The organism is Streptococcus oralis (assembly GCF_022749195.1).
In the GTDB taxonomy this organism is placed as follows: Bacteria; Bacillota; Bacilli; order Lactobacillales; family Streptococcaceae; genus Streptococcus; species Streptococcus oralis_CI.
On sequence record NZ_CP094226.1, the window covers coordinates 150,001 to 173,146 of the forward strand.

Below are 23,146 nucleotides of genomic sequence, written 5' to 3' on the forward strand. Positions count from 1 at the left end.
CCTCATGCGTTGGTTCGAATCCAGCTACCCCAGTTACTATTTGCCGGCGTGGCGGAATTGGCAGACGCGCTGGACTCAAAATCCAGTGTCCGCAAGGACGTGCCGGTTCGACCCCGGCCGCCGGTATAGTAATAAAGACAAGGTTTTCGGACCTTGTTTTTTGATTTAGTGAAGATTTTGATATTTTTTCTTTAAGTACAGATAACTGATGAAATATCTTTTTCTTCTTATTCTAGTCATTTTTAGTGTATTTTTGGTATAATATTACTTATTCACAATTTATTTTGATTATGAAAGAGTTTGGTGATTAATGTCTCGGTCTGTTGAATTACTAAAGAAACGTTACTTAAAGAATATAAAAGAGAACCCAGATTTATTTATTGGGATTGAGTTAGAATATCCTATTGTAAATTTAGAGGGTAAGGCTACAGATGGTGAAGTTGTTAAGGATCTCTTTCGGTATTTACCATCAGTACTGGGATTTACTATCGAAAAAGTGGATGATTTTGGGAATCCAATTCAGTTACTTGATCCAGTCAGCCAAGATACGATCTTATTTGAGGTTGCTTATACGACAATTGAGTTTGCATTCGGAAAGGCCGAATCTATCCAAGAGGTAGAAGAACGCTTTGATTTCTATATGGCTACGATTCAGAATAAGTTGGGTGAAGCTAATCATGCTATTGTTGGCTGCGGCATCCATCCCAACTGGGATAAAAATGAGAATTGTCCAGTGGCTTATCCCCGCTATCAGATGTTGATGGATTATCTGAATTTGAGTAGAAATGTAACTAAATCAGATTTACATCATTTCCCTGAGTATGGTGCCTTTATTTGTGGAAGTCAGGTTCAACTAGACGTCTCAAGGTCCAACTACCTGCGTGTTATCAATGCTTTTACGCAAATTGAAGCTGCCAAAGCTTATTTGTTTGCCAATTCTGAGTTTTCAGGGGCAGATTGGGATACCAAAATTTCGAGAGATATTTTTTGGGAAGAATCAATGCATGGTATCTATCCAGAGAATGTAGGTGTCAATTCTAGACTATTTAAAGATGAGGATGATTTTTTTGACTATCTAAATCATTCTGCGATTTTTACTGCGGAGCGTGATGGGCAGACCTATTATTTTTATCCGATTCAGGCTAGGGACTATTTGGCTACACCTGAAATCCAAGCATTTACCCTTAATGGGGATGAGGTGTTAATTCATCCTCAGGAGGAGGATTTCCAAACTCATCGTAGTTACCAGTACCAAGACTTAACGACTCGAGGAACAGTTGAGTTTCGTAGTGTGTGTACTCAGCCGCTTGATAGGACCTTTGCTTCTGCAGCCTTTCATTTGGGCTTGTTGGTTCATTTAGACAAGCTTGAAGCTTACTTGCGAACTGCTCCATGTTTTACCACAGCTGGTCGTGATTATAAGCTTTTAAGACGACAATTTTCTAAGAAGAAACTTACAGATCAGGAAGAAGCTGCGATTCTCGAGTTTTCTAAAGACTTACTCATCCTAGCTGAGGAAGGACTGGAGAAAAGAGATAAGCAAGAAATGGTTTATTTAGAGCCTTTGAAGAAAGAATTGGGATTATAATTTCTCTTATAAAGGGAGAATTTTCTGAAAAATCGTGATATAATGGAAGAGACTATAGATAAAGGATAGAGATTCATGACATTAGTTTATCAATCAACGCGTGATGCCAATAATACAGTAACTGCCAGCCAAGCTATTTTGCAAGGTTTGGCGACGGATGGTGGTCTGTTTACTCCGCTTACTTATCCAAAGGTGGATTTGGACTTTGACACATTAAAAGATGCTTCTTACCAAGAAGTGGCTAAATTAGTTTTATCAGCATTTTTAGATGACTTTACGGCTGAGGAGTTGGACTACTGTATCAACAATGCCTACGATAGCAAGTTTGATACTCCAGCTATTGCGCCATTGGTGAAACTGGATGGGCAATACAACTTGGAATTGTTCCATGGTTCAACGATTGCCTTTAAGGATATGGCCTTGTCTATCTTGCCATACTTTATGACGACAGCCGCTAAAAAGCATGGTTTGGAGAACAAGATTGTCATTTTGACAGCGACATCTGGTGATACTGGGAAAGCTGCTATGGCGGGGTTTGCCGATGTGCCTGGTACTGAGATTATCGTTTTTTATCCAAAGGATGGTGTCAGCAAGGTACAAGAGTTGCAAATGACTACTCAGACTGGCGACAATACTCATGTTATCGCTATCGATGGAAACTTTGATGATGCGCAAACCAATGTGAAGCACATGTTCAACGATGTAGCTCTTCGTGAAAAGTTGGCTGCCAATAAACTGCAATTTTCATCAGCTAACTCTATGAACATTGGTCGTTTGGTACCACAGATTGTTTATTATGTTTATGCCTACGCTCAGTTGGTCAAGTCTGGTGAGATTGTGGCTGGTGAAAAGGTCAACTTCACAGTACCAACAGGAAACTTTGGAAATATTTTGGCTGCCTTTTATGCTAAACAAATCGGTCTTCCAGTTGGCAAATTAATCTGTGCTTCAAATGACAACAATGTTTTGACAGACTTCTTCAAGACACGTGTTTACGACAAGAAACGTGAGTTTAAGGTAACAACTAGTCCATCTATGGATATCTTAGTATCTTCAAACTTGGAGCGTTTGATTTTCCATCTTTTAGGGAATGATGCGGTTAAGACAGCTGAACTCATGAATGCCTTGAGTACACAAGGACAATATGAATTGACAGACTTTGATGCAGCGATTCTGGATCTTTTTGTAGCTGAATATGCGACTGAGGAAGAAACTGCGGCAGAAATTAAACGTGTTTATCAAACAGATACCTACATTGAGGATCCCCACACGGCGGTTGCCTCAGCAGTTTATAGAAAATACAAAGTAGCTACTGGCGATGTAACCAAGACAGTGATTGCTTCAACAGCTAGTCCATACAAGTTCCCAGTGGTTGCCGTAGAAGCTGTAACAGGAAAAGCAGGCTTGACAGACTTTGAAGCCTTGGCTCAATTACATGAAATCTCAGGAGTGGAAGTGCCACCAGCGGTTGATGGCCTTGAAACAGCTCCAGTTCGTCATAAAACAACAGTGGCAGCTGCTGACATGCAAGCAGCGGTTGAAGCTTATCTAGGACTTTAAGACAGAGGAAGTAAACTCGGTTGGGAAACCAACTGAGTTTCTTTTCATCAGGAGGAAGGATTGTTTAAGAAAAATAAAGACATTCTTAATATTGCATTGCCAGCTATGGGTGAAAACTTTTTGCAGATGCTCATGGGAATGGTGGACAGCTACTTGGTCGCCCACTTGGGCTTGATCGCTATTTCAGGTGTTTCAGTGGCTGGCAATATTATCACCATTTACCAGGCGATTTTTATCGCTCTGGGAGCTGCTATTTCCAGTGTTATTTCAAAAAGTTTGGGGCAGAAAGATCAGTCCAAGTTGGCTTATCACGTGACAGAGGCTCTCAAGATAACCCTATTGCTGAGTGCACTTTTAGGCGCCTTATCGCTCTTTGCTGGGCAAGAGATGATAGGGCTCTTGGGAACTGAGCAGGATGTGGCCGAGAGTGGTGGACTCTACCTATCTTTGGTAGGCGGATCGATTGTTCTCTTGGGCTTGATGACCAGTCTAGGTGCCTTGATTCGTGCAACGCATAATCCGCGTCTACCTCTCTATGTTAGTCTTTTATCCAATGCCTTGAATATTCTTTTTTCAAGTCTAGCTATTTTTGTCCTTGATATGGGCATAGCGGGTGTTGCTTGGGGGACTATCTTGTCTCGCTTAGTCGGTCTTGTGATTTTGTGGTCGCAATTAAAGCTGCCTTTTGAGAAACCGACTTTTGGTTTAGATAAGGAACTATTGACTTTGGCTTTCCCAGCGGCAGGAGAACGTCTCATGATGCGGGCTGGAGATGTAGTGATCATTGCCTTAGTTGTTTCTTTTGGGACGGAGGCAGTAGCGGGGAATGCGGTCGGAGAAGTCTTGACCCAGTTTAACTACATGCCTGCCTTTGGCGTCGCTACGGCAACGGTTATGCAGGTGGCTCGAGCAGTTGGAGAGAATAACTGGAAAAGAGTAGACGAGGTAAGCAAACAAACCTTTTGGCTTTCTTTCGTCCTTATGTTGCCCTTGACACTCAGCATCTATGCATTGGGAATACCACTGACCCACCTCTATACGACGGATCCTGTTGCGGTCGAAGCGAGCGTTTTGGTGGCACTTTTCTCACTACTAGGGACTCCCATGGCAACAGGGACAGTTATTTATACGGCAATTTGGCAGGGCTTGGGCAATGCTCGCCTCCCCTTTTATGCTACAAGTATCGGGATGTGGTGTATCCGCATTGGGACAGCCTATCTGATGGGGATTGTGCTTGGTTGGGGCTTACCTGGTATTTGGGCTGGAACGTTATTGGACAATGGTTTTCGATGGTTATTTCTACGCTACCGTTACCAGAGTTATATGAGCTTGAAAGGATAGGAAATGCAAAAAACAGCTTTTATTTGGGATTTAGATGGAACCTTATTGGACTCTTACGAAGCGATTTTGTCAGGGATTGAGGAAACCTTTGGTCAGTTTTCTATTCCTTATGACAAGGAGAAAGTGAGAGAGTTTATCCTCAGGTACTCTGTGCAGGATTTGCTGGAGCAGGTGGCAGAAGAGCGAAAACTCGATGCGGAAGTGCTCAATCAGGTGCGTGCCCAGAGTTTGGCTGAGAAGAATGCTCAGGTGGTTTTGATGCCAGGTGCGCGTGAAGTGCTAGCTTGGGCAGACCAAGCAGGGATTCAGCAGTTTGTCTATACTCATAAGGGAGACAATGCGCTTACTATTTTAAGAGACTTGGGGTTAGAGTTCTATTTCAAAGAGATTTTAACCAGTCAGAGTGGCTTTGCGCGCAAGCCCAGTCCAGAAGCGGCGACCTATCTGCTAGACAAGTATCAGCTGGATCCTGAGAACACCTACTATATAGGAGACCGGACTTTGGATGTGGAATTTGCCCAGAATAGCGGCCTTCAAAGCATCAATTTTTTAGAGTCGTCTTATGAAGTGAATCACAGGATTCAAGCACTGGCAGATATTCCTCGTATTTTCTAGGATTAGGAGCGAGAAGATTGTGTCAGTTTTATGACAGAAACCTAACAAACTATTTCAAGTAATCGAGTTTGTTACAGGGAATAGACAGTTCTGTTAAATAGGCCCGAGAGGGCTTTTTTTCTGCTTTTTTTGTGTTATGATAGACAGGTACTCATTTGAAAGGAATATGAACGAATGAAGAAAAGAATTATTTTAGCCTCAACAGTAGCCTTATCTCTTGCTCCCGCATTAGGAGCTAAAGCTCAAGAAATCTCTTGGGCAGCTCGTACCGTTGAGCAAATCCAAAATGACGTGACGAAAAACGAAAACAAAAACAGCTATACAGTTCAGTATGGTGATACCCTGAGCACGATTGCAGAAGCTTTGGGAGTAGATGTGACCGTTCTTGCTAATTTGAACAAAATCACCAATATGGACTTGATTTTCCCAGATACTGTCCTCACTACAACTGTCAATGAGGCAGAAGAGGTAACGGAAGTTGAAATCCAAACTCCTCAAGCAGACGCTAGTGAAGAAGTGACGACTGCGACAGCTGATTTGACGACCAACCAAGTAACAGTCGATGAACAAACAGTTCAAGTAGAAGACCTTTCTCAACCGATTGAGGAAGCTCCAACTGCAACAGAGATTGAAAAACCAGCAGAAGTAGCGTCAAGTTCAGAAGTTTCTGAGACAGCGACAGTTGCTGAAGAGACACCATCTACAGAAACACCAGTAGCTGAAGAAACAGCAGAAGCGACTCCAGAGGAAGCACCAGTAGCAGAAACACCAGTAGCAGAAACAACTAGTCCAGTTGAAGAAGCTCCAAAAGTGGCGACTCCAGCGACCGAAGAAACGGTAGCAACAACTCCAGCAGAAGCACCAGTAGCAGCTGCTCCAACAACTGAAACACCTGCTGATACAACAGGATCAAGTGCAGCAGAAGAAACAGCAGCATCAACAGCAACTTCTGACACTGCAACTTCGACTTATCAAGCAGAGCAAAGCCAAACTCCTTCAAGAACTTATTCAGCTCCAGCGGCTCCTGACTATGCAGGACTTGCTGTAGCTAAGTCTGAGAATGCTGGTCTTCAACCACAAACTGCAGCCTTTAAAGAAGAAGTAGCCAACTTGTTTGGGATTACATCCTTTAGTGGCTACCGTCCTGGTGACAGTGGGGACCATGGTAAAGGTTTGGCCATCGACTTCATGGTTCCAGTGAGTTCAGCACTTGGTGATCAAATCGCGGAATATGCAGTCAAAAATATGGCTAGCCGTGGTATCAACTATATCATCTGGAAACAACGTTTCTACGCTCCATATGATAGTAAATATGGACCAGCCTATACGTGGAATCCAATGCCAGACCGTGGTAGCGTAACCGAAAACCACTATGACCACGTTCACGTTTCAATGAACTAATCATTAAAATGGAAGTTGGGAACTGATTGAGTTCCCGCTTCTTTTTTTGTGTCATTCCTTTAGGGTAAAAGGGATAAATATGAGGAAGTGAGTAATATTTCAAGAGAATGTAAGCATATTACTTGATTTATTTTTTGGGTTGCATTATACTTGATAAGTCAATTGTTGATAAATCAACTTTAAAGGAGAAAGATTTATGGTAGCAATCCATGATTTACTGTATCAACTACGATTAGCAGATCAGTCAATGACACAACTATTTGAACGCCAATTGGGAATTAGTCTGACTCGTTATCAAATCTTATGTTTCTTAATCGATCAGTCTCCGTGTAATCAAATAGCAGTTCAGGATAGATTGAAGATTGATCAGGCTGCCTTGACAAGGCACTTTAAAATTTTGGAAAAGGAAGGTTTGGTTAATCGACGTCGGAATCCTGAAAACCAGAGGGAGGTTTTGGTGGAAGCGACAGACTTTGCGAGAGAACAACTAATAACCAACTCTCCCCAACACCATATAAACGTAAAGAGTCAGATGGAGAGTGTACTTACAAAAGGAGAGCGAGAAGAGTTCAGTCGCTTGTTGGAAAAGTTGATATCTGGCTTAGAAGAGATAGAAATTTAAGGAGAAGAATATGTCTATTTTTACAATTATTTTAGCAACTATCGTTGCCTTGGAGCATTTTTACATTTTTTATTTGGAAAGTGTGGCTACGCAATCAGATACTACTAGTCGAGTATTTAATGTGGATAAGGAAGAACTGGCTCGTCCTTCAGTGAGTTCATTATTTAAAAATCAAGGAATTTATAATGCTTTGATAGGGGCCTTTCTCTTGTACGGGATTTATTTTTCACAAAGTTTGGAAATTGTGACCATCTTTGTTTTATTTGTGCTTGGTGCAGCGACCTACGGTTCTCTGACGGCAGACAAGAAGATTATTCTGAAGCAAGGTGGGCCTGCTATTTTGACTCTGCTAAGTATGTTACTTTTGAAATAAGAAAACCAGCGTCGTTCAGGACGCTGGTTTTTATATGCTCTTATACATTTCGACGTTTACGGGCTAGTAGGGCTCTGTAAAAGAAGATGTGATTGTTTTGGATATAGGGAAGGATTGAAAAACTAGCAATTCCAAAAGTGAGCCAGTTGAGGAAGTACCAAGGGAGTAGTTGTAGGTCGAGGACAAAGCGCTGGAATTTGTAACCTTTCATCAAGAAACGGCTGGTTTTCAGGATTTGACGGGGTTTAGCCTGTCCTAAATCCAGAGTGTCGCAGAGGAGGAATTCTACCTGCGAGTAGGCATAATGTTGCGGAACATAGAGGATGTTCCCTACAATCATCAAGATGAGACTCGCGAAAAAGTAGAGGCCAAAGGTCATAAGGAACTGCTCCGTTTCAAGGGATGAGAGGTCTAATTTTGGAAATTCAGGATGTAGGGCGACAAATCTCCGAGCCAAGAGATTGCTATAAAAGAGAAAATAAACGCCTACTAAGTTTGGAATGCTCCATAAAAAGAGGTAGAAACGTTTGAGGAGCAGAGTTAGGAAGGTTTGCGAGAAGCGCTCTGCAGCAAAGAGGGCCAGGCTTGATTTTACTGAGAGTTCTGTATCAGGATCCTTGAGGAGTCGGAGTGTCGCAAAAGCAGCACCTGCTAGAAAAATCGTGCTCATAAAAGAAACCACTAGCGGGAAGAGATAGGCTTGGAGCACTTGTGCTAGCATGCTGAAAAATGATTGCTCTAAAACACTTTCTTGGAGACGAGCCAAGGGGTTGAGAAAGCCTGACAAGATGACCAGCATACTAGGTAAGAGATAGACGAGAAAGAGGCGGGGATTTTCAGCCTGAAACTGCCTCGTCTGCAGACGAATGGTTTTTAAATCAATTTTTGGGTATTTCATTCTTTCATTATACCATAGTTCGTGACAGTTCCTGGTTTTTTTGATAAAATCATACAGTATGCCTTTGGGCACAAAGTATGAACTGGGACTGTCTTTCCCAGCTTCGGAGGTAGAAAATGTCAGATTCACCAATCAAATACCGTTTGATTAAGAAAGAGAAACACACGGGAGCTCGTCTGGGAGAAATCATCACCCCGCACGGTACCTTTCCAACGCCTATGTTTATGCCAGTTGGGACCCAAGCTACTGTAAAAACCCAGTCACCAGAGGAGTTGAAGGAGATGGGATCAGGGATTATCCTCTCTAATACCTATCATCTGTGGCTTCGTCCTGGAGATGAACTCATCGCACGCGCAGGTGGTCTCCACAAATTTATGAACTGGGACCAGCCAATTTTGACGGATAGTGGTGGTTTCCAGGTTTATTCCCTAGCAGATAGCCGAAATATCACCGAAGAAGGAGTAACCTTTAAAAACCATCTCAATGGCTCCAAGATGTTCCTATCACCAGAAAAGGCCATCTCTATTCAGAATAATCTGGGTTCAGACATCATGATGTCCTTTGACGAATGTCCTCAGTTTTACCAACCTTATGACTACGTTAAGAAATCAATCGAACGTACCAGCCGTTGGGCTGAGCGTGGTTTGAAGGCTCATCGTCGTCCACAGGATCAAGGTTTGTTTGGAATTGTGCAGGGGGCAGGCTTTGAAGACCTTCGCCGTCAGTCAGCTCATGACCTTGTCAGCATGGATTTCCCTGGGTACTCTATCGGTGGTTTGGCAGTAGGAGAAACGCATGAAGAGATGAATGCCGTCTTGGACTTCACAACCCAGCTTCTCCCTGAAAATAAACCTCGCTATTTGATGGGAGTGGGAGCGCCAGACAGCTTGATCGATGGGGTCATTCGTGGTGTGGATATGTTTGACTGTGTCTTGCCGACTCGTATCGCTCGTAACGGAACTTGTATGACCAGCCAAGGTCGTTTGGTTGTCAAGAATGCCCAATTCGCTGAAGATTTTACGCCACTGGATCCTGAGTGTGATTGCTACACATGTAAGAACTACACACGCGCCTACCTTCGTCATTTGCTCAAGGCTGATGAAACCTTCGGTATCCGCTTGACTAGCTACCACAATCTCTATTTCTTACTCAATCTGATGAAGCAGGTCCGCCAAGCCATCATGGATGACAATCTCTTGGAATTTCGTGAGTATTTTGTAGAAAAATATGGCTACAACAAGTCAGGACGCAATTTCTAAAGTGTAAAAATAGAATGCCAAAATCCTAAGTTTTCTCTTAGGATTTTTCCTATTTTTTTGATAGAATAGGGAGTATAATGGAATGGAAATTAGGTGGTGTTTTGCTTCCTAATTTAATGGAGAATAGACTCGTATGCGTATTAAATGGTTTTCCTTGATTAGGATTACAGGTTTACTTTTGGTGCTTTTGTACCACTTCTTTCAAACGATCTTTCCTGGAGGATTCTTTGGGGTAGATGTCTTTTTCACTTTTTCAGGATTTTTGATCACCTCCCTCCTTTTAGAAGAATTTGGGAAGGCACGCCAGATCGATTTGCTGGGCTTTTTTAAGAGACGGTTTTACCGCATCGTGCCACCTGTGGTGCTGATGGTTTTGGTGACCATGCCTTTTACTTTCTTGGTTCGTCAAGACTATGTTGCTGGAATTGGTGGCCAGATTGCTGGAGTTCTCGGTTTTATGACCAACTTCTACGAAATGTTAACAGGAGGCAGTTATGAATCCCAGTTCATTCCGCATCTCTTTGTTCACAACTGGAGTCTAGCTGTTGAGGTTCACTACTATATCCTTTGGGGCTTAGCGGTTTGGTTCTTATCGAAACGTTCAAAATCTAGTAGTCAATTGAGAGGGATGGTCTTTCTCCTTTCTGCTGGAGCTTTCATCATTAGCTTTTTCTCTATGTTTATTGGTAGTCTAATGGCGAGTTCCTATTCATCTGTCTACTTTTCAAGTTTGACCCATGTCTATCCCTTCTTTTTAGGAAGCATTTTGGCAACAGTTGTGGGGGTTCGTCAGACGAGCGATTTAGTCAAGCAGTTTGACCGGATGTGGGACCTTCGTCAGAATCTACTGGTATTTGCTGCGGGGCTTTTGGTGTTAGTGCTCTTGACTTTCTTTGTCAAGTTCACCTACCTGTTTGCGTACTTATTTGGCTTCTTGCTAGCAAGTTTAGCGGCAGTGACCATGATTTTTGCTGCGCGTGTCTTGCATGAGAAAACGCCTGAGATACAAGAACCTCGGATCATTACATTTTTAGCGGATACCAGCTACGCGGTTTATCTCTTCCACTGGCCTTTTTATATTATCTTTTCTCAGCTGATGAGTAATCTGCCTGCTGTTATTCTGACAATCATCTTTTCTTATTTCTTTGCTATCCTATCCTTCTATATTATTGAGCCATTGATTGCCGGTAAATCCAATCCTTTAATACGGAAGATTAGTCGATTGCCTCATATTAAACCAATTAGTGCTGGTGCTGCTGTCATTCTTACCTTGATTAGCTTGATTATCATAGCTGTGGCTCCTCAAGTTGGAGCTTTTGAGACAGACTTGATGGTCAATGGTTTCAAACAAGCCCAGACTAATATAGGACAAACAAAGACTCTTGCTGAACAAGCTGAACTGAGTCGTCTAGGAATTTCTGATGGAACAAGCCTAATAGGAGATTCGGTAGCCTTGCGTGCCAATACAGCCTTACAAGAGGCACTTCCTGAAGCAAATATCAATGCCCAGATTAGTCGAACGACCAAGCAAGCCAACGATATTATGCTCAATAACAGTCAGAACAAGGCGCTTTTAAAAACAGTTGTCATTGCAACGGGAGTCAACAATCCTGAAGGTTACAAGAATGATTTGGACAGCATCGTGAACAATCTACCGAAAGGACACCATCTGATACTGGTGACGCCTTATGAGGGAGACAAGAGCAAGGACACTTACACATCAGTGGAGCAGTATGCGGCTTATGCGCGGGAATTAGCTGAAAAGAATCCTTACGTGAGCATCGCTGACTGGAATAAAGTTGCTAAGGAGCACCCTGAAATCTGGGCTGGAACCGACCAAGTCCACTTTGGGAATGATAGCAACATGATTGAAGAAGGTGCTAAACTTTACGCAGAAACGATTGCTGCTGCTGTTAAGGCTGCTCAAGAACTGCCTGTAAAATCAAAATAAGATTAAAGAGTTGGAGAAATCCAGCTCTTTTAAAATATCCACGAAAAATAGGTCTATACCATTTACAAATGAAAAAGAAAGGTTTATAATGTAATTGACATAATAAATTCTAGAATCAATCTATCAAGGAGGTTATCATTATGCCTAATTATATTAAAGCGGATCAGTTTTTCTACCCACACGGAGTTCGTCGTGGCGGTTACTTGGAACTTGTGGATGGCAAGTTTGGTAAACATGTAGAACAGATTCCTGAAGGAGCTGAGGTGATTGACTATACCGGTTATAGCATTGCCCCAGGACTTGTGGATACCCATATTCATGGATTTGGCGGTGTCGATGTCATGGATAATAATATCGAAGGAACCCTTCATACCATGAGTGAAGGATTGCTTAGCACAGGTGTTACCAGCTTCTTGCCAACGACCTTGACTTCCTCTTACGAGCAGTTGCTTGCAGTAACAGAAAATATCGGTGCTCGTTACCAGGAAGCAAGTGGAGCCAAGATTCGTGGGATTTATTTTGAAGGGCCATATTTCACAGAGAAATACAAGGGAGCTCAAAACCCTGCTTACATGAAAGATCCTCGTATGGATGAGTTTCGTGCTTGGCAAAAAGCAGCCAATGGCTTGCTCAATAAAATCGCCCTTGCACCAGAACGTGAAGGTGTAGAAGACTTTGTTCGTACGATTACGGGCGAAGGTGTGACTGTTGCTCTTGGACACTCCAATGCGACTTTTGATGAAGCTAAAAAAGCAGTCGATGCTGGAGCGAGTGTTTGGGTACATGCCTACAATGGAATGCGTGGGTTGACTCACCGTGAACTCGGTATGGTGGGAGCCATGTATGAATTGCCACATACTTACGCAGAATTGATTTGTGATGGTCACCATGTAGATCCAAAGGCCTGTGACATTTTGCTCAAGCAAAAAGGAACTGAAAATATCGCCCTTATCACAGACTGTATGACAGCTGGTGGCTTGGAAGACGGCGACTACATGTTGGGAGAATTCCCGGTAGTAGTTGCTAATGGAACTGCTCGCCTCAAATCTACAGGCAATTTGGCAGGTTCTATCCTCAAACTCAAAGATGGTTTGAAAAATGTGGTCGAATGGGGCATTGCGAATCCGCATGAAGCAGTCATGATGGCTAGCCTCAACCCAGCAAAATCTGTTCACATCGATGATGTCTGTGGCCAAATCCGTGAAGGTTACGATGCCGACTTTATCGTACTAGATAAAGATTTGGAATTGGTAGCAACTTATCTAGATGGTGTGAAACGTTATCAAGCCTAAGAAGATAAAAATAGGGGTCAATAAAGGACTCCTATTTTTATGATAGGCTGAAAAGGTATTTAAAGAAGTCTTCCTAAAGGGAAAGGCAAGCAAAATCCTTTTCTTGTAATAAAAAATTAGATATAATATACGATACAAAGGAAGTAGTAAGAATGTATCGTGTTATAGAAATGTATGGGGATTTTGAACCGTGGTGGTTCATAGAAGGTTGGGAAGAAGATGTCATCATGAGTCAATCTTTTGACAAGTATTATGATGCTCTAAAATATTATAAATCATGCTGGTTTGAGCTGGAAAAGAAGAATCCTCTTTATAAGAGTCGGAGTGATTTGATGACTATCTTTTGGGATCCTGCTGATAAACGCTGGTGTGATGAGTGTGATGAGTATTTGCAACAGTACCATTCTTTGGCACTTTTACAGGATGAGCAAGTCATCCCCGATGAAAAGCTACGTCCAGGCTATGAAAAACAAACAGGTCAAGAAAAGCACCGTTCTTGCCGTATGAAATGGAGATAAAAAAAGTAACTTTTTAAGTTGCTTTTTTTATTTTTTTGCGAATAGTTAGATAAGGAGGGCGGTATGGTACAAGAAATTGCACAGAAAATTATTGCTACTGCGAAAGAAAAGAAGGCCCAGGATATCTATTTTATCCCCAAGGAAAAGTCCTATGAGCTTCACATGCGGGTTGGAGACGAGCGGTGTCTCGTTGACTCCTATGAGTTTGATATTTTAGCTGCTGTGATTAGTCATTTTAAGTTTGTAGCGGGTATGAATGTAGGAGAGAAGAGACGTAGTCAGCTGGGATCTTGCGACTATCAGCATGGGGAGAAGGTGTCTTCTCTGCGTTTGTCTACCGTGGGAGATTATCGGGGGCATGAGAGTTTGGTCATTCGTTTGTTGCACGATGAGGAGAAGGACCTGCAATTCTGGTTTCAGGATATGAACGAACTGGGTGAACAGTACAGGCAACGGGGCCTCTATCTCTTTGCTGGCCCAGTCGGCAGTGGCAAGACGACTCTGATGCATGAATTAGCCAAGTCTCTGTTTATGGGGCAACAGGTCATGTCCATTGAAGATCCTGTCGAGATCAAGCAGGAAGACATGCTCCAGTTGCAGTTAAATGAAGCGATTGGCTTGACCTATGAAAATCTGATCAAACTGTCTCTCCGGCATCGTCCGGACCTCTTGATTATTGGTGAAATTCGGGATAGTGAGACGGCGCGTGCGGTTGTCAGAGCCAGTTTGACAGGGGCGACAGTCTTTTCAACTATTCATGCCAAGAGTATCCGAGGTGTTTATGAACGCCTTCTGGAGTTGGGTGTGACGGAGGAGGAACTAGCAGTTGTCCTGCAAGGAGTCTGCTACCAGAGATTAATCGGGGGAGGAGGAATCCTTGACTTTGCAAACAAAGACTATCAAGAACACCAGCCAACTAGCTGGAATGAGCAGATTGATCAGCTTCTTAAAGATGGACATATCACAAGTCTTCAGGCTGAAACGGAAAAAATTAGCTACAGCTAAGCAGAAGAAAATCATTACCTTGTTTAACAACCTCTTCTCCAGTGGCTTTCATTTGGTGGAAATTATTTCTTTCTTGGGCAGAAGTGCTTTGCTGGAAAAGGACTATGTGGCCCAGATGCACCAAGGATTGTCTCATGGGAAATCTTTTTCAGAGATGATGGACAGCTTGGGTTTTTCAAGTGCTATTGTGACCCAATTATCTCTAGCTGAAGTACATGGAAATCTTCACCTGAGTTTGGGAAAGATAGAAGAATATCTGGATAATTTGGCCAAGGTCAAGAAAAAGTTAATCGAAGTGGCGACTTATCCCCTGATTTTGCTGGGATTTCTCCTGCTAATCATGTTGGGGCTCAGGAATTATTTGCTCCCCCAACTGGACAGTAGCAATATCGCCACCCAAATCATCGGCAATCTGCCACAAATATTTCTGGGACTAGTGTTGGTTTGCTCTCTATCTTTGCTTTTAGCTCTCACTTTCTACAAAAGAAGTTCCAAGATGCGGGTTTTCTCGATGTTGGCACGGATTCCCTTTCTAGGAATCTTTGTCCAGACCTATCTGACGGCCTATTATGCGCGTGAATGGGGCAATATGATTTCACAGGGGATGGAGCTGACGCAGATTTTTCAGATCATGCAGGAACAAGGCTCCCAGCTCTTTAAAGAAATCGGTCAAGATTTGGCTCAAGCCCTGCAAAATGGCCGCGAATTTTCTCAAACCATAGCGACCTATCCTTTCTTTAAGAAGGAGTTGAGTCTCATCATCGAGTATGGAGAAGTCAAGTCCAAGCTGGGGAGTGAGTTGGAAATCTATGCTGAAAAAACTTGGGAAGCCTTTTTTACCCGAGTTAATCGTACCATGAATCTGGTACAGCCACTGGTTTTTATCTTTGTGGCCCTGATTATTGTTTTACTTTATGCGGCAATGCTTATGCCCATGTATCAAAATATGGAGGTAAATTTTTAAAATGAAAAAACTCATGACCAATTTAAAAAAAGCCAAGGTTAAAGCTTTCACTTTGGTAGAAATGTTAGTGGTTTTGCTTATCATCAGTGTTCTTCTCTTGCTCTTTGTGCCCAATTTGACCAAGCAAAAGGATGCCGTAGATGACAAAGGAAAAGCTGCTGTTGTCAAGGTCGTGGAAAGCCAGGCAGAACTTTATCGTTTGGATAAAAATGATGATGCCAGCCTCAGCAAATTACAAGCGGACGGCCGTATCACAGCTGAGCAAGCTAAAGCTTATAAAGACTACCATGCAAAACAAAAAACAAGTCAAACTGTTGCAGATTAAGGCCTTTACTATGCTGGAAAGTCTCTTAGTTTTGGGACTTGTGAGTATCCTTGGTTTAGGATTGTCTGGCTCTGTCCAGTCCAGTTTTGCAGCGGTAGAGGAGCAGGTTTTCTTTATGGAGTTTGAAGAACTCTATCGTGAAACGCAAAAACGCAGTCTAGCCAGTCAGCAAAAGACCAGTCTGAACTTAGATGGACAGACAATCAGCAATGGGAGTCAAAACTTGACCGTTCCTAAAGGAATTCAGGCACCATCAGGACAAAGCATTATATTTGACCGAGCTGGGGGCAATTCGTCCCTGGCTAAGGTTGAATTTCAGACCAGCAAAGGAGCGATTCGCTATCAATTATATCTAGGAAATGGAAAAATTAAACGCATTAAGGAAACAAAAAATTAAGGCAGTGATTTTAATGGAAGCGGTAGTAGCTTTGGCTGTGTTTGCCAGCATTGCGACCCTTCTTTTGGGACAAATCCAGAAAAATAGACAAGAAGAGGCAGAAATCTTGCAAAAGGAAGAAGTCTTGCGTGTGGCGAAGATGGCTCTGCAGACAGGTCAAAATCAGGTAAACATAAACGGAGTGGAGGTTCAGGTGTTTGCTAGTGAAAAGGGATTGGAGGTCTACCATGGTTCAGAGAAGTTGCTCGACCTTAAAGAGCAGTAAGGTAAGAGCGTTCACTCTATTAGAATCTCTGATTGCCCTTATCGTCATTAGCGGAGGCTTGCTCCTTTTTCAAGCTATGAGTCAGCTCCTCATTTCAGAAGTTCGTTACCAGCAGCAAAGCGAGCAAAAGGAGTGGCTCTTGTTTGTGGATCAACTGGAGGTAGAGTTAGAGCGTTCGCAGTTTGAAAAGGTGGAAGCCAATCGCCTCTACATGAAACAGGATGGTAAGGATGTATCTATAGGGAAGTCTAAATCGGATGATTTTCGGAAGACCGATACCAGCGGACGGGGCTACCAACCTATGGTTTATGGACTCAAATCAGCACAGATTACAGAGGAAAATCAATTAGTTCGCTTTCGTTTCCAATTTCAAAAGGGTTTAGAAAGGGAGTTCATCTATCGTGTGGAAAAAGCAAAAAGTTAAGGCAGGCGTTCTTTTATATGCAGTCACCATGGCAGCTATCTTTAGTCTTTTGTTGCAGTTTTATTTAAATCGGCAAGTAGCCCATCACAAAGACTTTGCCCTAAACAAAGAAAAGTTGGCAGCTTTTGCCATGGCCAAGCGAAGTAAAGATAAGGTTGAACAAGAAAGTGGAGAACGAGTCTTTAACTTAGGAAAAGTCAGGTATCACAATACGAAAACAGGTTTTGAAACAAGTGTTCGTATGAATAAGGGCAATTATGAATTTCTCTTTCCTCCGCTGAAAACCCAAGAAAAGAAAACAGCTAAAAAGGAAGAGGTAGCGACTGATTCAAGCAATCAAGCAGGGAAGAAAAAATCAGAAGAAAAGCCTGAAAAGAAAGATAATTCCTAGTCAATTCAACTACTTTGTGCTAAACTAAAAACATGAAACACGATTTTAATCACAAAGCAGAAACCTTTGATTCCCCTAAAAATATCTTCCTTGCAAACTTGGTTTGTCAAGCAGTTGAAGCACAGATTGATTTTCTATCAGACAAGGCAATACTGGACTTTGGTGGTGGGACGGGTCTGTTAGCCTTGCCTCTAGCTAAGCAAGCCCAGTCGGTTACCCTTGTAGACATCTCGGAGAAAATGCTGGAGCAAGCCCGTTTGAAAGCAGAGGAACAAGAAATCAGGAATCTTCAACTCTTGGAGCAGGATTTACTGGCAAATCCCTTGGAGCAGCAATTTGACATAATTGTTGTCAGTCGAGTTCTTCATCATATGCCTGATCTAGATGCGACTCTTGCCATGTTTCACCATCACCTTAGGGAGAATGGACAGGTCCTCATTGCTGATTTTGTCAAGACAGATACCAACCATCATGGTTTTGATTTAGCTGAACTGGAAATCAAGCTCGCCCAATTTGGTTTTTCAAGCATTGACAGTCAGATTCTCTATAGTGCTGAAGGTCTTTTCCTAGGAAATTACGCAGAGCTCTTTTTAACTGTAGCCCAAAAATCACTCGCTGACTAAAGCAGTGATTTTTTCTCTTCAGATGGAAAAAAGGAGGGAAATTTGATAAGATAGGAATATGGATTTTGAAAAAATTGAACAAGCTTATACGTATTTACTAGAGAATGTCCAAGTCATCCAAAGTGATTTGGCGACCAACTTTTATGACGCCTTGGTTGAGCAAAATAGTATCTACCTGGATGGTGAGACCGAGCTAGAGCAGGTCAAAGAGAACAACCAAGCCCTTAAACGCTTAGCACTTCGCAAGGAAGAGTGGCTCAAGACTTACCAATTTCTCTTGATGAAGGCAGGACAAACGGAGCCTTTACAGGCCAATCACCAGTTTACGCCGGATACCATTGCCCTCCTATTGGTACTTGTTGTAGAAGAGTTGTTTAAACAAGAGGAAATTAGCATCCTCGAAATAGGCTCTGGTATGGGGATTTTGGGGGCTACTTTCTTAACTTCTCTTGCTAAAAAAGTAGATTACTTGGGAATCGAAGTGGATGACTTGCTGATTGATTTGGCAGCAAGTATGTCAGATGTGATTGGTTTGCAGGCAGGATTTGTTCAAGGCGACGCCGTTCGTCCGCAAATGCTTAAAGAAAGCGACGTGGTCATCAGCGACTTGCCTGTTGGCTATTACCCAGACGATGCCATCGCTTCACGCTATCAAGTGGCTTCTAGTCAAGAGCATACCTATGCCCACCATTTGCTGATGGAGCAAGGGCTCAAGTACCTTAAGTCAGATGGTTATGCTATTTTTCTAGCTCCGAGTGATTTATTGACCAGTCCTCAAAGTGATTTATTAAAAGGGTGGCTCAAAGACGAAGTGAGTCTGGCTGCTATCATCGCTCTGCCAGAGGATATTTTCTCAACTGCAAGCCAAGCTAAAAGTATTTTTGTCTTACAGAAGAAAAGAGACAAGGAAATAGAACCCTTTGTTTACCCTCTTACTAGCTTGCAAGATCCGTCAGTATTGTTGACCTTTAAAGAAAATTTTCAAAATTGGAGCAAAGGTACTGAAATATAAAAGAGATTTTGTTATAATAGATGAAAACGCTTAAAAAGAGGTATCATCTTATGACAAAAACAATTGCAATCAATGCAGGAAGCTCAAGCTTGAAATGGCAACTTTATCAAATGCCTGAGGAAAAAGTTTTGGCTAAAGGCTTGATTGAACGTATTGGATTGAAAGATTCCATTTCAACAGTAAAATTTGACGGTCGTTCGGAGCAACAAATTCTTGATATTGAAGACCACACACAAGCCGTTAAAATTTTATTGGATGACTTGATTCGTTTTGACATCATCAAAGGGTACAACGAGATTACAGGTGTTGGCCACCGCGTCGTTGCAGGTGGTGAATATTTCAAGGAATCAACAGTTGTTGAGGGAGATGTGTTAGAAAAGGTTGAGGAATTGGGACTCTTGGCTCCTCTTCACAATCCAGCTAACGCAGCTGGAATTCGCGCATTTAAGGAATTGCTTCCAGATATTACCAGTGTTGTCGTATTTGATACCTCATTCCACACAAGCATGCCAGAGAAGGCTTATCGCTACCCTCTACCAACTAAATACTACACAGACAACAAGGTTCGTAAATATGGTGCCCACGGGACAAGCCACCAGTTTGTCGCAGGAGAAGCAGCGAAACTTTTGGGTCGTCCTCTAGAAGATTTGAAATTGATTACCTGCCATATTGGTAACGGGGCTTCTATCACAGCTGTTAAGGGTGGTAAGTCTGTGGATACTTCTATGGGATTCACACCACTTGGCGGTGTGATGATGGGAACTCGTACAGGAGATATTGACCCTGCTATCATCCCTTATCTCATGCAATATACAGAGGATTTTAATACCCCAGAAGATATTAGTCGCGTTCTCAATCGTGAATCAGGGCTCATGGGAGTTTCTGGTCAGTCAAGCGATATGCGTGATGTGATTGCTGCCATGGAAGCAGGAGACCATGATGCGGCTTTGGCTTATGAAATGTATGTCGATCGTATCCAAAAACATATCGGTCAATACCTTGCAGTCCTAAATGGGGCAGATGCGATTATCTTCACAGCAGGTATCGGTGAAAATGCAGCTTTGGTTCGTGAGGATGTCATTTCAGGTATCTCTTGGTTTGGTTGTGATGTGGATCCAGAAAAGAACGTCTTTGGCGTAACGGGAGACATCTCAACTGATGCGGCGAAAATCCGTGTCTTAGTTATTCCGACAGATGAAGAATTGGTGATTGCGCGCGATGTTGAGCGCTTGAAAAAATAAGTAAATACACGTAAAATTTGATTGTAAAAAGAAGTTGGGAAAGAGATTTTCCAGCTTTTTTTATGTAGAAAATGTCTAAAACCTTGCTGTTATTGGCTTTTTCAAAAAATATGGTATAATAGTAGTAATTTAATAGATGGAGTTGAGTTTTGAAGAAAAGCTTTCGTGTAAAAAGAGAGAAAGATTTTAAGGCGATTTTCAAGGACGGAACAAGTTTTGCCAACCGAAAATTTGTTGTCTACCAATTGGAAAACCAGCAAAACCATTTTCGAGTAGGACTGTCCGTCAGCAAAAAGCTGGGGAATGCAGTTACCAGAAATCAAATCAAGAGACGAATCCGACACATTCTACAAAGTGTGAAAGGGAGTTTAGTAGAGCATGTTGATTTTGTCGTGATTGCCCGAAAAGGGGTGGAAACCTTGGAATATGCAGAGATGGAGAAAAACCTACTCCACGTATTAAAGTTATCAAAGATTTACCAGGAAGGAAATGGGAGTGAAAAAGAAACTACAGTTGACTAGTTTGTTGAGCTTGTCCTTGTTTATCATGACAGCCTGTGCAACAAATGGTACAGCTAGCGATATAACAGCAGATTCGACAGACTTTTGGAGCAAATTCGTCTATTTTTTTGCTGAAATTATCCGCTTTTTGTCCTTTGACATTAGTATCGGAGTGGGGATTATTCTCTTCACGATTTTGATCCGGACGATTCTATTACCGGTCTTTCAGACGCAGATGGTTGCCTCTAGAAAAATGCAAGAGGCTCAACCGCGCATCAAGGCTTTGAGAGAGCAATATCCGGGTCGTGATATGGAAAGTAGAACCAAGCTAGACCAAGAGATGCGCAAGGTCTATAAAGAGTTAGGGATCAAACATTCATCCTCTTTCTGGCCGATTTTAATACAAATGCCGGTTCTCTTGGCACTCTTTCAAGCCTTGAGTCGAGTAGACTTTTTGAAAACAGGTCATTTTTTATGGATTAATTTGGGAGGAGTAGATACAAGTTTTGTCCTTCCAATTTTGGCGGCAGTCTTTACCTTCTTGAGTAGCTGGTTATCGAATAAAGCTTTGTCTGAAAAAAGTGGAGCTACGACAGGGATGATGTATGGTATGCCTGTATTGATCTTTGTTTTTGCTATCTCCGCCCCAAGTGGTGTAGCCTTGTACTGGGCTGTATCCAATGCTTACCAAGTTCTGCAAACCTATTTCTTGAACAATCCTTTCAAGATTATTGCTGAAAGAGAAGCAGTGGCGCAAGCAGAAAAAGATTTAGAAGGCAAGAAGAGAAGAGCTTTGAAAAAAGCACAGAAAAAGAAAAAATAAGGAGGAATCTGGTAATGGTATTATTTACAGGTTCAACGGTTGAAGAAGCAATCCAAAAAGGATTGAAAGAATTAGACATTCCAAGAATGAAGGCCCACATCAAGGTCGTTTCGAAAGAGAAAAAAGGATTCTTAGGCTTGTTTGGTAAGAAGCCAGCTCAAGTTGATATCGAAGCCATTAGTGAAACGACAGTGATCAAAGCCAATCAGCAGGCCATTAAAGGGGTTCCAAAAGAAGTCAATGAAAAAAATGAACCCGTGAAAACAGTAAGTGAAGCAACTGTTGATTTGGGGCATGTAGTTGAAGCGATTAAGAAGATTGAAGAAGAAGGTCAAGGTGTTTCTGAAGAGGTCAAGGCTGAAATCCTGAAAAATGAAAAACATGCCAGCACGATTTTGGAAGAAACAGGCCATATTTCAATTTTAAATGAATTGGAACCAGAGGATACTACCGAGGAAGTGGAATCTGCTCTAGAAAAAGAAACTGAAACGCGAGAAGCAACAAGCCAATCTTTGGAAGATTTAGGCTTGAAAGTAGAACCAAGTTATGACATCGAACAAGTGGCAACTGAAGTAGCTAGCTACGTTCAAACCATTGTAGATGATATGGATGTTGAAGGGACGATTTCAAGCGACTACAATCGTCGCACTATCAATCTTCAAATTGACACCAATGAACCAGGCCGTATTATCGGTTATCATGGTAAAGTTTTGAAGGCCTTGCAACTATTGGCTCAAAATTATCTTTATAACCGCTATTCAAGAACCTTCTACATCACGATCAATGTCAATGATTATGTTGAACACCGTGCAGAAGTCTTGCAAACCTACGCTCAAAAATTGGCGACTCGCGTTTTAGAAGAAGGTCGTAGCCAACAAACTGATCCAATGTCAAATAGCGAACGCAAGATTATCCATCGCATTATTTCACGCATGGATGGCGTGACGAGTTACTCTGAAGGTGACGAGCCAAATCGCTATGTTGTCGTAGATGCAGAATAAGCAAAGCAAAATCAGGTTCATCCTGATTTTTTGCTAGGAAAGGAAAGATTCAGATATGCTGAAAGCAGTTAGAGAATACCTATCATTTGCAGGAGTCCAGTACCGCAATCCTGATAAAGCTGGTGATGAAAGAGAAAAGATGTTGACCTTGCGGCAAAAAGGTCAAGAGGCTCGTAAGGCTTTTACAAATCTGGCCAAGACCTTCCAAGCAAGTCATCCCGAATGGCAACTCCAACAGACTAGCCAGTGGATGAATCAAGCGCAGCGCTTGCGACCGCATTTCTGGGCCTATCTACAGAGAGAGGGGCAGGTGACAGAACCCATGTTAGCCTTGCGTTTGTATGGGGAACCCTCAGATTTTGGGATTTCCTTAGAAGTCAGTTTCATCGAGCGCAAGAAAGACGAACAGACCTTAGACAAACAAGCCAAGGTTTTAGATCTTCCATTGGTAGAAGGAATTTATTATCTAGTCTACTCAAATGGGGAAAGTCATAAGGTGGAGGCAACTGAGGAGAATCGTTGTACTTTACGCGAGAAGGTGAGAAGTCAGGAAGTCCGTAAAGTTTTGGTTAAGGCAGATGTTTCCTTCATTGCAAATCAGTCTGTAGAAGCGATATTGGAGAAGCTAGAAGAGGCTTATGCGCGCTTGCTTCCGTACTATGAAGTGACGAGGGAATAGAAAATCAAATGTGTTAGATGAACGCAAATTGTTTTATTGCTATTCTATGCATTTTTTCATATAATAGTAAAATAGGAT

General features: G+C 42.2%; 26 protein-coding genes and 2 tRNA genes (1 of these 28 cut by a window edge). 27 read left to right on the top strand and 1 reads right to left on the bottom strand.

Annotation, left to right across the window (positions count from 1 at the left end; all coding sequences use genetic code 11):
• The 9 genes from MP387_RS00755 to MP387_RS00795 all read left to right on the top strand — a co-directional run.
• Positions 1 to 33 (top strand) — tRNA-Gln (locus tag MP387_RS00755); it begins 39 nt to the left of the window's first position.
• 9 nt (positions 34 to 42) lie between these two features.
• Positions 43 to 126, top strand: a tRNA-Leu gene (locus tag MP387_RS00760).
• A 184-nt stretch (positions 127 to 310) separates the two neighbouring features.
• A complete protein-coding gene (locus tag MP387_RS00765; RefSeq protein ID WP_242746905.1) occupies positions 311 to 1,588 on the top strand; it encodes a glutamate-cysteine ligase family protein in 1,278 nt (425 codons plus the stop codon).
• 75 nt (positions 1,589 to 1,663) lie between these two features.
• Positions 1,664 to 3,148, top strand: coding sequence for a threonine synthase (gene thrC / locus MP387_RS00770; protein WP_242746907.1), 1,485 nt, complete (start codon positions 1,664 to 1,666; stop codon positions 3,146 to 3,148).
• Between the two features lie 60 nt (positions 3,149 to 3,208).
• On the top strand, positions 3,209 to 4,489 hold the full coding sequence (locus tag MP387_RS00775) for an MATE family efflux transporter (protein ID WP_242746911.1): 1,281 nt from the start codon (positions 3,209 to 3,211) through the stop codon (positions 4,487 to 4,489).
• 3 nt (positions 4,490 to 4,492) lie between these two features.
• A complete protein-coding gene (locus tag MP387_RS00780; protein WP_242746914.1) occupies positions 4,493 to 5,104 on the top strand; it encodes an HAD family hydrolase in 612 nt (203 codons plus the stop codon).
• A gap of 174 nt (positions 5,105 to 5,278) precedes the next feature.
• Positions 5,279 to 6,505 (top strand): LysM peptidoglycan-binding domain-containing protein, encoded by a 1,227-nt coding sequence (locus MP387_RS00785; protein WP_242746916.1) that lies wholly within the window; start codon positions 5,279 to 5,281, stop codon positions 6,503 to 6,505.
• Positions 6,506 to 6,701: 196 nt separating this feature from the next.
• Complete coding sequence (locus MP387_RS00790; protein WP_242746921.1) at positions 6,702 to 7,127, top strand: MarR family winged helix-turn-helix transcriptional regulator; 426 nt, start codon at positions 6,702 to 6,704, stop codon at positions 7,125 to 7,127.
• A gap of 10 nt (positions 7,128 to 7,137) precedes the next feature.
• A complete protein-coding gene (locus tag MP387_RS00795; RefSeq protein ID WP_125441827.1) occupies positions 7,138 to 7,500 on the top strand; it encodes a DUF1304 domain-containing protein in 363 nt (120 codons plus the stop codon).
• A 40-nt stretch (positions 7,501 to 7,540) separates the two neighbouring features.
• Here MP387_RS00795 and MP387_RS00800 read toward each other — a convergent pair whose 3' ends face one another.
• Positions 7,541 to 8,398 carry a DUF975 family protein gene (locus MP387_RS00800; RefSeq protein ID WP_242746926.1) on the bottom strand — a complete coding sequence of 286 codons (858 nt, stop codon included), beginning with the start codon at positions 8,396 to 8,398 and terminating at the stop codon, positions 7,541 to 7,543.
• Positions 8,399 to 8,514: 116 nt separating this feature from the next.
• Between MP387_RS00800 and tgt the strand changes: the two genes are divergently transcribed.
• From tgt to MP387_RS00890, 18 genes are all read left to right on the top strand, one after another.
• The gene (tgt, locus tag MP387_RS00805) at positions 8,515 to 9,657 is read left to right on the top strand and encodes a tRNA guanosine(34) transglycosylase Tgt (RefSeq protein WP_001285249.1); all 1,143 of its coding nucleotides are present in this window, start codon (positions 8,515 to 8,517) and stop codon (positions 9,655 to 9,657) included.
• Positions 9,658 to 9,790: 133 nt separating this feature from the next.
• Positions 9,791 to 11,608, top strand: coding sequence for an acyltransferase family protein (locus MP387_RS00810; protein ID WP_242746929.1), 1,818 nt, complete (start codon positions 9,791 to 9,793; stop codon positions 11,606 to 11,608).
• A 140-nt stretch (positions 11,609 to 11,748) separates the two neighbouring features.
• Positions 11,749 to 12,900, top strand: coding sequence for an N-acetylglucosamine-6-phosphate deacetylase (gene nagA / locus MP387_RS00815; RefSeq protein ID WP_001134442.1), 1,152 nt, complete (start codon positions 11,749 to 11,751; stop codon positions 12,898 to 12,900).
• A 152-nt stretch (positions 12,901 to 13,052) separates the two neighbouring features.
• On the top strand, positions 13,053 to 13,418 hold the full coding sequence (locus MP387_RS00820) for a DUF1033 family protein (RefSeq protein WP_000286396.1): 366 nt from the start codon (positions 13,053 to 13,055) through the stop codon (positions 13,416 to 13,418).
• A gap of 63 nt (positions 13,419 to 13,481) precedes the next feature.
• A complete protein-coding gene (comGA, locus tag MP387_RS00825) occupies positions 13,482 to 14,423 on the top strand; it encodes a competence type IV pilus ATPase ComGA (RefSeq protein WP_242746934.1) in 942 nt (313 codons plus the stop codon).
• Positions 14,371 to 15,387 carry a competence type IV pilus assembly protein ComGB gene (gene comGB, locus MP387_RS00830; RefSeq protein WP_242748017.1) on the top strand — a complete coding sequence of 339 codons (1,017 nt, stop codon included), beginning with the start codon at positions 14,371 to 14,373 and terminating at the stop codon, positions 15,385 to 15,387. Before comGA ends, comGB begins: the two co-directional genes overlap by 53 nt.
• A 1-nt stretch (position 15,388) precedes the next feature.
• A complete protein-coding gene (gene comGC / locus MP387_RS00835) occupies positions 15,389 to 15,712 on the top strand; it encodes a competence type IV pilus major pilin ComGC (protein ID WP_000735798.1) in 324 nt (107 codons plus the stop codon).
• Positions 15,675 to 16,109 (top strand): competence type IV pilus minor pilin ComGD, encoded by a 435-nt coding sequence (gene comGD / locus MP387_RS00840; protein WP_242746960.1) that lies wholly within the window; start codon positions 15,675 to 15,677, stop codon positions 16,107 to 16,109. The genes comGC and comGD overlap by 38 nt, the downstream gene beginning before the upstream one ends.
• Positions 16,072 to 16,374 carry a competence type IV pilus minor pilin ComGE gene (gene comGE / locus MP387_RS00845; protein WP_242746963.1) on the top strand — a complete coding sequence of 101 codons (303 nt, stop codon included), beginning with the start codon at positions 16,072 to 16,074 and terminating at the stop codon, positions 16,372 to 16,374. The genes comGD and comGE overlap by 38 nt, the downstream gene beginning before the upstream one ends.
• Entirely contained in the window at positions 16,337 to 16,798 is a 462-nt protein-coding gene (comGF, locus tag MP387_RS00850) for a competence type IV pilus minor pilin ComGF (RefSeq protein ID WP_242746966.1), read from the top strand. The genes comGE and comGF overlap by 38 nt, the downstream gene beginning before the upstream one ends.
• Positions 16,776 to 17,189 (top strand): competence type IV pilus minor pilin ComGG, encoded by a 414-nt coding sequence (comGG, locus tag MP387_RS00855; protein WP_242746969.1) that lies wholly within the window; start codon positions 16,776 to 16,778, stop codon positions 17,187 to 17,189. The genes comGF and comGG overlap by 23 nt, the downstream gene beginning before the upstream one ends.
• 32 nt (positions 17,190 to 17,221) lie before the next feature.
• A complete protein-coding gene (locus MP387_RS00860) occupies positions 17,222 to 17,812 on the top strand; it encodes a class I SAM-dependent methyltransferase (RefSeq protein ID WP_242746972.1) in 591 nt (196 codons plus the stop codon).
• Between the two features lie 58 nt (positions 17,813 to 17,870).
• Positions 17,871 to 18,824, top strand: coding sequence for a class I SAM-dependent methyltransferase (locus MP387_RS00865; protein WP_242746975.1), 954 nt, complete (start codon positions 17,871 to 17,873; stop codon positions 18,822 to 18,824).
• Positions 18,825 to 18,874: 50 nt separating this feature from the next.
• On the top strand, positions 18,875 to 20,065 hold the full coding sequence (locus MP387_RS00870; RefSeq protein WP_242746978.1) for an acetate kinase: 1,191 nt from the start codon (positions 18,875 to 18,877) through the stop codon (positions 20,063 to 20,065).
• A gap of 149 nt (positions 20,066 to 20,214) precedes the next feature.
• The gene (rnpA, locus tag MP387_RS00875; protein WP_000748120.1) at positions 20,215 to 20,586 is read left to right on the top strand and encodes a ribonuclease P protein component; all 372 of its coding nucleotides are present in this window, start codon (positions 20,215 to 20,217) and stop codon (positions 20,584 to 20,586) included.
• On the top strand, positions 20,561 to 21,388 hold the full coding sequence (locus MP387_RS00880; RefSeq protein WP_242746981.1) for a membrane protein insertase YidC: 828 nt from the start codon (positions 20,561 to 20,563) through the stop codon (positions 21,386 to 21,388). The genes rnpA and MP387_RS00880 overlap by 26 nt, the downstream gene beginning before the upstream one ends.
• A 14-nt stretch (positions 21,389 to 21,402) precedes the next feature.
• Positions 21,403 to 22,389 carry an RNA-binding cell elongation regulator Jag/EloR gene (gene jag / locus MP387_RS00885; protein ID WP_242746983.1) on the top strand — a complete coding sequence of 329 codons (987 nt, stop codon included), beginning with the start codon at positions 21,403 to 21,405 and terminating at the stop codon, positions 22,387 to 22,389.
• Between the two features lie 55 nt (positions 22,390 to 22,444).
• Positions 22,445 to 23,068, top strand: coding sequence for a ribonuclease P (locus MP387_RS00890; protein ID WP_242746984.1), 624 nt, complete (start codon positions 22,445 to 22,447; stop codon positions 23,066 to 23,068).
• Positions 23,069 to 23,146: the final 78 nt, after the last annotated feature.